We start from the raw sequence: 13,189 nt of genomic DNA, 5'->3' as shown, positions 1-13,189 counted from the left end.
TTCAACTCTTTTTAAAGATTATTTTAAAATTCGAGTTTTGGAGCATCACCCTCTTTTTTGATGAAACGTTTATTCCCTAAAACATCTGTTTGAACTTTGTAGATGGAGAGGTTTTCTTTTCCTACCCCTTTTAAACAACGACCATTAGATGTTGTAATAAATACTTTAATCTTTTCCTTACCTTCAAAATTTCCTTTATCATAAGGTTTCAATTCAACATAGTGTTTTTGGTTTGGCATAGTTCTAGATAAAAATCTAAAAATTTGTTGTTCATGACTCTTTGTATCCTTAATTAAAAGCAAATCATTTTTATATAAGGTAAATTTGAATTCTGATTGTTCGCTTACTCCTTCTTTTTCTTTGATTTCGTAATATTTTTCTGGAGTTATAGAGTAGTTCCCAGTTCCCTTTTCAAACTGCAAATCAGCATATTTCAATCCTAATAATTCATATTTTTTAGTATCTGGATTAAAATAAACATCTGTACGCCATGGATTTAATTGACGAAGAATAACTTTATTTTTGCTATTATGAGGAGTTATATTAACAAATGATTCTGGAATATTTTTATCATAGTATTTCAGACTCTTAATTTCTGGACCTTTTCCTTTTTTACTATATTTTCGAATAGGACCATTTTCCTGTCTATATTTCTCAAAGGGATTGCAAGCAACTTCTTTTCCTTTTTCATTTATCTCCTTATCAGGATAAGTTTTTAAAATCTCCTCAATGACTTTTTCAAAGGTTATTGGATCCTTATGGTACATCAGGAATTTACTTTTATCCTTTTTATAGAGCTTTATGAAAGCATCATAACCTATTTGAGTATATATATCCTTAATCTTACCCAATACATAGGTTTCCTCCGACTTATCTTTACCTAACTTTGCTTTTCTTGTGGCATAAATTGTTGCATCAGAAATCTTACGATTATATTTTGAATCCACTTGATAGGAAAATAAAATACTATCTTCGAATTTTTTACTGCTTAGCGTATCAACAAAATGATCATAAGGAGCTCTAAATACTAATTCTTTATACTCATCATCAGTCAATGTAATAATCTCTCCTGTTTCAGAATCCACAAATTGGTTATCCTTGTAAGAAATCAGAGGATTATTCCGCTTTTTCCAAAGTCTTAATTGACTGGAGGCCGCGATAATTAATGCATCGACTGCATGATGGTGATAAGTTTCACGCGATTTGCCAATCCGCCACTTTCTTCTCAGTTGAGAAGTAAATTGTCCGCGCACCACTGAAATCTTGGTATCAAAATCATTTAACTTATAAAAATCCTGAAGAGCATTTAGAACTACTCGAGAAGAATAGCGAGTATCAACTAGATTACGCTCAATAAATTTTTGTTTGACTTCAATTTTGTTAATGTCTTCCTCATTGAGCAAGTAATCTTTCTTTTTATTACTAAGTGCCTTAGAGGCTTTGACATAAGATTTAAATTCTCTATATGACCAAGAATCATCCATACCATCAAGAGCTTGAAATGGTGTACGCTGTCCTTTCTCTTGATTGGCTGTTGCTAAAACTAGTACCTTATTTGCTAAACTATCATCAAATGAAAGAGATAGTGGCAAAATATGATCAATCTCATATTTATATTGATTATGAATTAAATCACTGATTGGAATATTTTTTCCAGTGTATAAACATTTTTCTCCCTGCTGATGCCAGAGTCGAATCTTTGTCGCCAATTCCTTATGCCCGTGAAAAATATTGTCTGGCAGTTCTTTTTTACCATTATATTGATGAGCTGCTTTTTCCATTGCAGCATTTTTCTCATCTTCATTGGCTTTTTGACGCTTCACATAATCTTTCTTTGCATCCTCTTCATTATTTTCACGGGCCATTTCAATAACGATATTATCAAAGATACCATATTTCTTTGTAGCAAGATTTATGATTTTAATTGCTTGTCTGACTGACTTAGCAACTACTGGATTGTAAATTTCTTCGGTCAATTCCTTCTCATCAATATACTTGGTTCGTTTAGATTTTGCCTTTGTCTTTTGTTTACCCAATCGTGTAAGGATTGTCATCTGCTCTTCAGATGTTTCATAAAGCTCTGGAATCAACTCTATCATCAATTTGATTGAAAAATTATGCCAGCCTTTTCCAAACAAGGAGCTATTAGACTTTCTAAATGAGACTAATTCAGCAATCTGATCTTGCTCAAATTCTCCTTTAATAAATGATGCTTTAATCGCTTCTTCGATTCCTTCACGTTCTGTATTGAGTGTAAGAATATGAGCCAGCTCATCTAAAACCTCTCTAGATAGTTGCTCAACGTCAACCGTTTCCAATGTTTGCATTTTTCGATAAATATCAAAAGTATGCATTTCTGGTTTTTCACTTTTATCAATCCGATAGCCCTTAATATCGTCCACTGACGCGTCAATCAATTTTGCTATATACTTCAACAAAGTAGCAGCACCTAAAGTTTTAGCTCCTTTTGCATACTCAATAATCTGTCTCTTCTGCTCCTCACTAAGCTTCTTAGTTTCTGTTGGAACAATCAGATTGTTCAAATCATTGAGTAAGTTAAATTCTTGTGCCGTATAAGAAGCTTTAGCAGCTCTGTATTCCTCTGGATAAAAAGTACATTTTCCAATCAAAATACCAAAAATATTATCCAAAGTTGTTCCATCTGTTCTGAAGCGTCCATAATCCGTCCGAGACTTTTCATTCCCCGGTCCATGGTAATACTTACGTTTTCCAGTTAAAATCGTTAAATAAGCCTGAATAAATTCATCAGTGATATCTTGATTATAGTATTGCTGCTTTGTCAAGATTCGCTCTGCTTCTTTTTTATAAGCTGAAGTCGAAAACACATTAAGCAGACGGTGTTTTTCTCCATTTTCTTCAACAGTAAAATCACCTCGAACCTGTCCGTATTTCTCAAAACGTTCTAGCTGAATCTGTCCCGGTGTTTTATTTGCTAGAAGCTTTCTATTTTCTTCAACAGCCTTGCCATAGTCTGAAGAAGAAAACTCACTATCTTCGTTAGCATCGTCAAGATAGCTAATCCCTCTCCTTTTGACAATATTTTTCAAAGCAATGAATAATTCTTCATTAGTTAATTTTTCATTTAATCCCTTAACGCGCAGTTCGTATGGATTTAAATTGATAGATACTTGGGAAAAGTCTGTTACAAGCCCCGTATCACTAAATAAATCGGCTAGACGCACTTTTCGATGCTTCTTTCTGCGTCCTAATCTCCGCCCTTGGCGAAATTCTCGTCTCTCGACATTACTGTCAGCAGTAGCCGCTGGGAAAATCCGAGAACTAGCATGACTAATTTCACCAGTTTCTTTGTCTAAGATTCCAACACCAACAGAAGCCACACCGATATCAAGCCCTAATATTTTTCCGTTCATATGTTCACCTCGTTGAATATTATATTAATATCATTGTAACTCTAAATGTTTAAAAACTCAAGAAATAATATAATTTTGACAATCTATAATTATAAAACTGACTTTTACTTTAACATAAAATTATCCCCAGCCAAAAGACTGGGGAATCGTTTACTACCTTACTTCTGCTCCGACGTTTTCTTCCAAGGATTTTTGGATTTTATCCATATATTTAGCCACTTCATCATCGGTTAGGCTGTCTTCTGGATTTTGGAAGGTCAGTGTGTAGGCCATAGACTTGAGACCAACACCCAGCTTTTCACCAGAGAAGATATCGAAGAGCTTGATATCCGTCAAACGTTTCACTCCGGCAGCTTGAATCGCTTCAACAACCTGTCTGTGGCTGATCTCTGCTTTGAGCAACAAGGCCACATCGCGAGTAACAGCTGGGAATTTGGTGATTTCTACAAAAGGCTGTTCTGGCTCAAGACTCGCTTCAATAGCCGTCAGATTGAGCTCTGCCACATAGGTTTCTGGGATGTCATAAGCCTTGGCCGTCACTGGATGAACCTGCCCAACATAGCCCACTGGTTGACCTTTGATCGAAATCAGCGCTGTCCGACCTGGATGCAGACTCTTAAGCTGGTCAGTTGCTTGATAATCAGCATCTAATCCCAAGCGATCAAAGAGCGCTTCAACCACACCCTTAGCGTAGAAGAAGTCCACAGGAGTCGCTGGCGTCTGGAAATCTTTCTCACTTACCAAGCCAGTTAGGGCAAAGGCAAAGCTATTGATTTCATTAGGCAATTCTTCCTTCGGATTGCCTGTTTGTTCAAAGATTTTCCCAATTTCATAAAGGGCCAAATCCTTATGTTTACGAGCAACATTGTAGCTGACAGTATCCAACATGCCTGAGAGCATATTTTGGCGGAGAACACTGCGCTCCCTTGTCATAGGCCACATAAGCTCAGTCAGATTTGTAGGATTAAGCGTAAATTCGACAGCTTTTTCTGGCGTGGTCAAGGCATAGGAAATAATCTCGGTCAGACCTGCTCCTTCAGCCACCGTCCGAACCTTGCGACGTAGCTTCTGAGTGGCCGTCAATTCGCCAGCCGTTCCAGCATCTTGAGGCAGGGAAACTGGCAGGCGGTCGTAGCCATAAATACGAGCAATTTCCTCGTAAAGATCTGCTGGAATACTAATATCCCAACGACGAGCAGGCACGCTGACTGTGAAGAAGTCCGCAGAACCGCTGAGGCCAAAACCTAGACGACGGAAAATATCTTCAATATCTGCATAAGTCAAATCTGTTCCCAGAACTCGGTTGACATCTGATAGACTAGTCGAAACCTGCTTGTCAGCCGTATCTAACCGTCCTGCTTGGACAATGCCGGCATGAACATTAGCACCAGCCAAGTCAGCAATCATGCTTGCAGCAGCATCTAGAGCTTCAGTTACCGTAGCAAGGTTAATCCCTTTTTCAAAGCGCGAAGAAGACTCAGAACGCAAGCCCAGACGGCTGCTTGTCTTACGGATTGACTTGCCATTGAAAACAGCTGCTTCCAGAACGACACGAGTCGATTTGCCAGAGATTTCGGTGGCTGCTCCGCCCATGACACCTGCAAGGGCTACTGGCTTTTCTGCCACAGTAATGACTAAGTCGCCGACTTCCAGTTCTCGCTCTTCGCCATCCAGCGTCACCAGTTTTTCACCAGCACGCGCTTCCCGCACGACAATCTGATCACCCTCAAATGTATCCAGATCAAAGGCATGCATGGGCTGACCAAAGTAGAGCAAGATATAGTTGGTTACATCCACTACATTGTTAATCGGACGAATCCCTTCATTCATGAGGAGATTTTGCAGCCACTGAGGACTCGGAGCAATGGTCACATTGTCCAAAATGCGAGCTGCATAAAACGGCGCTTTTTCGCTTTCAATGGCAACAGACAAGCTAGCCGCAGCCTCTTTATCCCCTTCAGTTAAAGGAAATTCTTTAAAATGAACAGGCTTATCGTAGATAGCTGCTACTTCGTGCGCTACCCCACGCATAGACAAAGCGTCAGCCCGGTTTGGCGTGATAGAAAGCTCGATAATCTCATCGTCCAGGTCTAGATAAGGGAAAACCTCATCTCCTGGTACAGCACTATCTGGCAAAATTTGGATACCATCCGCAAATTCCTTTGGCACGACAGAATCCGAAATTCCCAGCTCACCGAGAGAGCAGATCATGCCCAGTGACTCCAAGCCACGGATTTTCCCTTTTTTAATCTTATAATTGTCCGCAATGCGAGCGCCTGGTACAGCCACCATAACTTTGATCCCAGCGCGAACATTCGGTGCACCACAGACAATCTGACGAGGCTCGTCTTCACCAACATTGACTTGACAGAGGTGCAGGTGGGTTTCAGGTACATCCTCACAGCTCAGAACTTCTCCGACAACAATTTTCGAAAGGCCTTCAGCTGGCGAGCTGACTCCTTCTACTTCAATACCGGTTGTGGACATTTTCTCCGCCAGCTCGGCGCTCGTCACATCCAAATCAACCAGTTCTTTTAACCATTTATAACTAACTAACATATTTATGATTTTACGACCGACCAGAACCAACTCTGACTTCATAGACAAAGCCAGTCCATTCAATTTTCGGTCGTATTTGATTCCTCTCTATAAATTTCTGTTTTTACTAAAAGCCCAATAGACAGCGCTGTTATCGTCTTTTTAGTTTAATTTCTTCCTTAAAAGCCAGTCAATATCGACCGTATCACCAGTGATATATTCATGCTGGCTAAATCTTTCAAAGCCATATTTAAAGTAAAAGTTCTGCGCCTTGAAATTTCTTTCCCAAACGCCTAGCCAAACCCAGCTAAAGCCACGTTTCTCAGCCTCTTCTAGGGCAAATTCAAACATTTCCTTGCCCAAGCCGAGGCCCTGATGGGAGGCAAGCACATAAATTCGTTGAATTTCAAAGGAATCTTCCAACTCCTGCTCTGTCTGAGCCTGCCCCCAGTTACACTTGAGAAAACCAGCGATCTTTTGCTCCTTGTCCAGTACAAAATAATGCTCAGACTCAGAATTAGCCAACTCCCGCGCCAGCCTTTCACGCGCCAGCTCATGGGAAAAATAATGTTCCAAATCTTCTTGCTTGATGAAAGGACCAAAAGTTTCTTGGTAGGTCTGCACTTCCAAGTCCCGCAAAATATCCAGATCCTCTGGCCGAACTCTAACTAACATAGGGCACTCCTTTCTCAGAAGCGGCTGTGAGCGATATTCCCAGCTAAAATTGTATTATAGGCAGCTAAACTGATGAACACCATTTCCACGCATTTCAAGCTCGCAATTATTGCTAATCAGGCTTGTCGTGGTGGAATTGTTCAAAATAAGTTCTATTCTACTGACTTCTTACTTAAACTGCTGTGAAAAACGCACATCGCCTTGGTAAAAGCCACGAATATCATTGATACCGTAGCGAAGCATAGCCACCCGCTCTTGACCAAGCCCAAAGGCAAAGCCAGAATATTTCTCTGAATCGATGCCACTCATTTCCAAGACACTTGGGTGCACCATTCCAGCTCCCATGATTTCGATCCAGCCAGTCTTCTTGCAGACATTACAGCCGGCACCACCACACTTAAAGCAAGAGACGTCCACTTCGACAGATGGCTCTGTGAATGGGAAGTAAGATGGGCGCAGACGAATCTTACGATCCGCACCAAACATTTTTTGCACAATCAACTGCAAGGTTCCTTGCAAGTCAGCCATAGAGATATTTTCCCCTACGACCAGACCTTCAATCTGATGAAACTGGTGAGAGTGAGTCGCATCGTCTGTATCACGACGGAAGACACGTCCCGGAGAGATCATCTTGAGCGGTCCTTGGCTAAAGTCATGGGCATCCATGGCACGAGCCTGAACAGGAGAAGTGTGAGTACGTAAGAGGATCTCTTCTGTGATGTAGAAGGTATCCTGCATATCCCGCGCAGGGTGGTCTTTAGGTAGGTTCATGCGCTCAAAGTTGTAGTAGTCTGACTCAACCTCGAAACCATCCACAACCTGATAGCCCATACCGATAAAGATATCTTCGATTTCTTCACTCGTTTGGGTCAAGATATGGCGATTTCCAGCCGGAATCTTACGTCCAGGCAGGGTCACATCCAAAGCATCATTGGCCAACTGGGCTGCGACTTTCTGCTCTTCCAAGATTTGAGCTGCTTCTTCAAAGGCCGCATTCAGCACATCTCGTGCCTCATTGACGTGCTTCCCGATAATAGGACGCATCTCAGCGGAAACATCCTTCATCCCTTTGAGAATCTCAGTAAGACTTCCTTTTTTCCCTAGGACAGATACTTTCAGCTCCTGCATATCCTTAGCATTTTCCAGAGTAATGGTCTGCAATTGGGCTAAAGTTTCCTCACGCAGACTCTGCAATCGTTCTTCAATTGTTGACATAGTTCCTCCAAAAATAAAAACCGCGGTCTCACTCACACCGAAGCGGAGCGTTGACACGCGGTACCATCCGTTTTTTATCTGGCAAGCCAGACCTTAATTACCAATCCCAAAGCAAGTGAATTCGCCTAGCTTTCATCTAGAGAGCTCTCAGTCGCTGGCTCCCCTCCCTGTCAAACTTCCCCTAGGTTACTGGTCTTGCGGATTGCTATTCAATTATAATTCATTCTAACAGATTTCTAAACATTTCGCAAGCTCAGTTATAGAATTTACAAGAAGGAAAAGAAGTCCGTTGAGCAACAGACTTCCTTCTTTCTATTTAATCACTTGTCCTGCTTCTTTGAGAGCATCTTCTGGTACAGTGATACCGAGTTCTTTGGCATTTTTAGTATTGATAACAGATTTACCTTTATCAAAAATATCTACTGCAGTGTCAGCTGGTTTAGCACCTTTAAGGACTTTAGCAGCCATTTTACCTGTCGCAACACCGAGGTCATACTGGTCTACAACGACAGAGGCAAGACCGCCTTCTTCTACCATGGCCGTCGCACTTGGATAAATCGGTTTCTTAGCTTCTTTATTGCTGGACACAACTGTCGCAAATGCTGACGCAATAGTATTGTCAATTGGAATCCAGATAGCATCAACCTTACCAGTCATGACATTCATGGTTGATGCAATTTCATTGGTTGAAGGAACAGAGTATTCCTCTACCTTGTAGCCTGCCTCTTCAGCCAATTTTTTGAACTCTTCCACCTGAGCTTTGGAGTTGTCTTCGCTGCTAGAGTAGAGCGCACCGATAGTTTTTACATCTGGAGTCAATTTTTTAATCAGATCTAACTGTTGCTTAGCTGGATTGTGGTCAGAGACACCCGTGATATTGCCACCTGGCTTGTCCAGATTTTTCACTAGGTTTGCTCCGACTGGATCTGTGATAGCTCCCATGACAATAGGCTTGTCCTTAGTAGCTGCAGCCAGTCCTTGGGCAGACGGAGTTGCAATCCCAATCAGCACATCGTTGTCATTGGAAACCAGCTGTTTGCTCATAGTAGAGACCTTACTCTGATCGCCTTCAGCATTCATAAAATCAATCTTAATCTTGTCGCCCTTATAGCCTTCCTCAGCTAGACCGTCCTGAATCCCCTTGTAAATCAAATCAAGCGAAGGGTGGCTGACATACTGCAAGACACCAACCTTGACTGTCTTACTATCGTCGCCAGTCTTAGATCCGTTGCTCTTTCCGCTCAAGCTGGAATAAGCCATCCCACCGATTACCAAAATAGCCAAGAGGCCCAAAATAGTCATTAAACGTTTATTTTTCATATTTTTTCTCCATTTCTTTATTTCATTTTTTTGCTATTCAATCCCTAGGGACGCCATCGCTTAAACATAGGCATTCTCCTTGTTTTTTTATAATAAGCAACAAAAAACCTCACACAGGTATTCTGTGTGAGGGCGTAAATCGCGGTGCCACCTCAATTATGGAAAAACAGCTAGTCTTTCTCCATATCTCTGTCTTGTCATCAAACAAGCTGCACTGTAAGGTGTGCGCACCGAATTCTTATTGTTTCAAATTCATTTTATTAATTAGCCCAATTTCGTAAAGATTTGTTGCTCGTTTCCACCAACCACAAGCTCGCTAAAAACAAATGCATCTACTACTTTTCTAATTTCCTATATTGTAAATTTTTCCTGAAAAGATGTCAAGACCTTTTTGAAATTTTTTATAAAATGTTCGGTTTTTGTTTATAGCGATAATCATTGACAAAAATAAATTTCTTTTTGATGAGACTTTAGAAGCTTTTGGCTTGGTTTTTTGTTATAATTTTCTGTAGCAACTTTCAAGGAGAAAAGCATGTCTTTCGACGGATTTTTTTTACACCACATGACAGAGGAGCTGCGCCGCGAATTGCTGGGCGGCCGCATCCAAAAGATTAATCAACCTTTTGAACAAGAGCTGGTTTTACAGATTCGCAGCAACCGTAAAAGCCACAAGCTGCTCCTATCAGCCCACTCGGTCTTTGGGCGCGTCCAGCTGACAGATACCACGTTTGAAAATCCAGCAGTGCCCAATACCTTTATCATGGTCATGCGAAAATACCTACAGGGTGCTGTCATTGAAGCGATCCAGCAAGTGGAGAATGACCGGATTTTGGAAATCAGTGTCTCCAATAAGAACGAAATCGGCGACAGCGTGGCTGTGACTCTGGTCATCGAAATCATGGGCAAGCACAGCAACATTATCCTCTTAGACAAGGCTAGCGGCAAGATTATTGAAGCTATCAAACACGTCGGATTTTCACAAAATAGCTATCGAACCATCCTGCCGGGTTCAACTTATGTTGCTCCGCCTCAGACTGGCAGTCTCAATCCTTTCACTGTAGGCGATGAAAAACTCTTCCAAATCCTACATACTGAGGATTTAGAGCCCAAACGCCTGCAGCAAATTTTTCAGGGCTTGGGTCGGGATACGGCTACTGAACTCAGTGGTCGTCTGACAGCTGACAAGCTCAAAACTTTCCGAGCCTTCTTTGCCAGTCCGACTCAGCCAAGCCTGACTGAAAAATCCTTTTCTGCTCTGCTATTTTCCGACAGTAAGACCCAAATGTCCACGTTATCCGAGCTTTTAGATACTTTCTATAAAGACAAGGCTGAGCGCGATCGGGTTAACCAGCAGGCCAGCGAGCTCATCCGCCGAGTAGAAAATGAGTTGGAAAAGAACCGGAAAAAGTTGGGCAAGCAGGAGGAAGAGGTCCTAGCAACGGAGAATGCAGAAGAATTCCGCCAAAAAGGGGAACTCTTGACCACCTTCCTCCATCAGGTGCCCAATGATCAGGACCAAGTGGAACTGGATAACTACTACACAGGTGAGAAGATTATCATCTCACTTGACAAGGCCCTGACTCCCAACCAAAATGCCCAGCGCTATTTTAAACGCTACCAGAAGCTCAAGGAAGCCGTCAAACATCTGACCAGTTTGATTGAGGAGACTCGGGCTACGATTCTCTACCTAGAGAGCGTGGAAACCGCCCTTGCTCAGGCCAGCCTAACTGAAATTGCCGAAATTCGAGAAGAACTGATCCAAACTGGCTTTATCCGCCGACGCCAAAGAGAGAAAATCCAGAAAAGACAGAAACCAGAGAAATATCTGGCAACTGACGGTCAAACCATTATCCTCGTCGGCCGCAACAACCTACAAAATGACGAACTGACGTTTAAGATGGCTAAGAAGGACGAGCTTTGGTTCCACGCCAAGGATATTCCGGGTAGCCATGTGGTCATCACCGGTAATCTTCAACCCAGCGATGAAGTCAAGACAGATGCTGCCGAGCTAGCTGCTTACTTTTCCAAAGCTAGACTCTCAAACCTTGTCCAAGTGGACATGATTGAAGTCAGAAAACTCAACAAACCAACTGGCGGCAAGCCCGGATTTGTCACCTATACGGGCCAGAAAACCCTGCGCGTCACACCAGACGAAGAAAAAATCAAAAGCATGAAAATGTAAACTAATCCGTTTCTAAAATATGGATTTGGCGGATATTGAAAAATAAAAGAGGAGCCTCGGCTCCTCAAACTTACTAAATTTAAAAATCTAGTTATCTTTCAGAGGTTGGGACAGCAGAGTCCTAGCCTCTTTTTTTTCAGAAGTAGACAATTGTCACAGCAATTAGCTACTCAACCTTGTCCATGTCCGATCTTACTTCATCGACATTAAATTTTGCAAAGAGGAACTTACGGTCTTGAACTGGGAAACGTTGATCCAACTGATCGACAGCACCTAGCTCCACAATCCCTTCCTTGATAACAAAGTCCATAACGTGACCACCAAAGGTATGGTCGTCTGAAATAAAGTGAAGATGATAGCCGGCTACACTGACTCCGTGGAAAATTTCGGGTGTCCAAAAACCAACAATGGTGCCGGAGACATTATCAGCATGGTACTCAGGCTGACTTACGGCTACTTCAGCAAACTTCTTCTCTGAAGTCGATTTTGGAATCATTCGCACATGCATGTGGGAAAATTCTCCATGAATCTTGATGGAGCGAAATAGATTTTCCCCATCGTAATAGGATTCAATTCGCTTTTCCAGCTCTTCATCTGTCATTTCGAAGCGCTGCCGGAAAATGACCTCTGCTTGGTGGGGAACAACCGCAGCGTATGGCACCGTTACATCATCTGAAACTTCTACAACTTCAGGCACATCGCCAGATCCCTTGGCCTGATAGGCCTTACCATCAAGAACAATCAACTCCCCATCAATGGAATCCAGTGTACCAATCCCCAAATCGCCGTATTTCAGGAGCTCCCCAATCGTCATGCTACCACCATAAAGTCCAGCCATCAAAGCTCCTAGGGTGTTATACTGAAATAATTTCACTGGCTCTGCCATTTTTTCTCCTATATCAATAAACTTCTGTATTTTCTAAGATAATTAAGTATATCATATTCTGGTCGAAATTCAAAAAAATCGTTTAATGGAAGTTTGAAAAACCGCACGGGATACCTAAATCAGCTGACTTTCCTCAATACCGGCATCAGCTAGGATTTGAGCCACACGGTCAAACTTAAGTCGAAAATGCTCCAGCTTGTGACCATCGGAGCCAACTGAAAAGCGCTGACTACCCAGCTCCTTGACCAGACCAAGAGCGTAGATATAGAGATCTTCATGACCGTAGAGATACATAGACTTGCAGTTGAGTTCAAAGGCCAAACCATGATCACTCATCTTTTGAAAAAGCTGTCGCAGCTGCGGTTCAAAGGTTTTTAACTCCTCTACGGTAAGGTCGAATTTCCGAAAGCCATAGTCAAAGTGGGCTAGGACATCCGCCGGAACAGCCTCGATTGCCTCCTCTAGCTCTCTCAGGTAGCGGGGAATTAACTCCATCTTATCCAGCTGCAAGACAGGCTCTTCCAGATAGTCAAAACTACCATTGTGGTGGACAGATAGGAGTTTCAGATCGTATTCCTTATCGGCTAGGAATGATAAAATATCAGCCTTACGCGGAGCATAGTAACCAATTTCAATCCCCTTTTTGATGCGGTTGCCATATTGCTGGTTCAGCTCTGCAATTTTTGCCGAATAGGCCGCATAGTCAGGCACATCATCATGGGGCGAGGTAGCTTGGTAAGGGTAGGGATTGGACAGGTCATAGTGCTCGGTAGTGACAATCTCGCCCTCGTAATGGTCCAGATAGTCAGAAAAATCCGCCTCAGAATCATAGGAAAAATAGGTATGAAGATGGTTGTCGCGCATGCTTGCCGCCTTTCTGCAAATCTTATGTTCCTTTAATAATGTCAACGGTTGGTCGGCCTTTGTTTTAGATTTCCCACATTTCCGATCCTTTCGTTGACGTTGTCCATGCTCTAGCCT

8 protein-coding genes and 1 other annotated feature are annotated in these 13,189 nt (G+C 42.2%); of the genes, 1 reads left to right on the top strand and 7 read right to left on the bottom strand.

Annotated elements, in window-relative coordinates:
• Positions 1–23: 23 nt before the first annotated feature.
• From cas9 to trpX, 5 genes are all read right to left on the bottom strand, one after another.
• On the bottom strand, positions 24–3,392 hold the full coding sequence (gene cas9, locus O3644_RS03720; RefSeq protein ID WP_048764610.1) for a type II CRISPR RNA-guided endonuclease Cas9: 3,369 nt from the start codon (positions 3,390–3,392) through the stop codon (positions 24–26).
• A 153-nt stretch (positions 3,393–3,545) separates the two neighbouring features.
• The gene (gene pheT / locus O3644_RS03715; RefSeq protein WP_371595131.1) at positions 3,546–5,993 is read right to left on the bottom strand and encodes a phenylalanine--tRNA ligase subunit beta; all 2,448 of its coding nucleotides are present in this window, start codon (positions 5,991–5,993) and stop codon (positions 3,546–3,548) included.
• A 99-nt stretch (positions 5,994–6,092) separates the two neighbouring features.
• A complete protein-coding gene (locus O3644_RS03710; protein WP_371595091.1) occupies positions 6,093–6,605 on the bottom strand; it encodes a GNAT family N-acetyltransferase in 513 nt (170 codons plus the stop codon).
• 168 nt (positions 6,606–6,773) lie between these two features.
• Entirely contained in the window at positions 6,774–7,820 is a 1,047-nt protein-coding gene (gene pheS, locus O3644_RS03705) for a phenylalanine--tRNA ligase subunit alpha (protein ID WP_048764605.1), read from the bottom strand.
• Positions 7,821–8,132: 312 nt separating this feature from the next.
• Positions 8,133–9,140 carry a tryptophan ABC transporter substrate-binding protein gene (trpX, locus tag O3644_RS03700; protein ID WP_371595090.1) on the bottom strand — a complete coding sequence of 336 codons (1,008 nt, stop codon included), beginning with the start codon at positions 9,138–9,140 and terminating at the stop codon, positions 8,133–8,135.
• A 125-nt stretch (positions 9,141–9,265) separates the two neighbouring features.
• Positions 9,266–9,501: a binding site (T-box leader), on the bottom strand.
• 171 nt (positions 9,502–9,672) lie between these two features.
• Here trpX and fbpA point away from each other — a divergent pair.
• Positions 9,673–11,322, top strand: a complete 1,650-nt coding sequence (gene fbpA, locus O3644_RS03695; protein ID WP_371595089.1) for an Rqc2 family fibronectin-binding protein FbpA — start codon at positions 9,673–9,675, stop codon at positions 11,320–11,322.
• A 166-nt stretch (positions 11,323–11,488) separates the two neighbouring features.
• On the opposite strand, the gene budA is transcribed toward fbpA, so the two are convergent.
• Positions 11,489–12,208: an acetolactate decarboxylase gene (budA, locus tag O3644_RS03690; protein ID WP_048764600.1), complete on the bottom strand. Its 720-nt coding sequence runs from the start codon at positions 12,206–12,208 to the stop codon at positions 11,489–11,491.
• A 114-nt stretch (positions 12,209–12,322) separates the two neighbouring features.
• Entirely contained in the window at positions 12,323–13,072 is a 750-nt protein-coding gene (locus O3644_RS03685) for a PHP domain-containing protein (RefSeq protein WP_048764592.1), read from the bottom strand.
• Between the last annotated feature and the right edge of the window lie 117 nt (positions 13,073–13,189).

This window comes from Streptococcus sp. 27098_8_113 (genome assembly GCF_041432545.1).
GTDB lineage: Bacteria > Bacillota > Bacilli > Lactobacillales > Streptococcaceae > Streptococcus.
The sequence above is the reverse complement of the archived record's forward strand: the minus strand, read 5'-3'. Positions and strand labels throughout refer to the sequence as shown.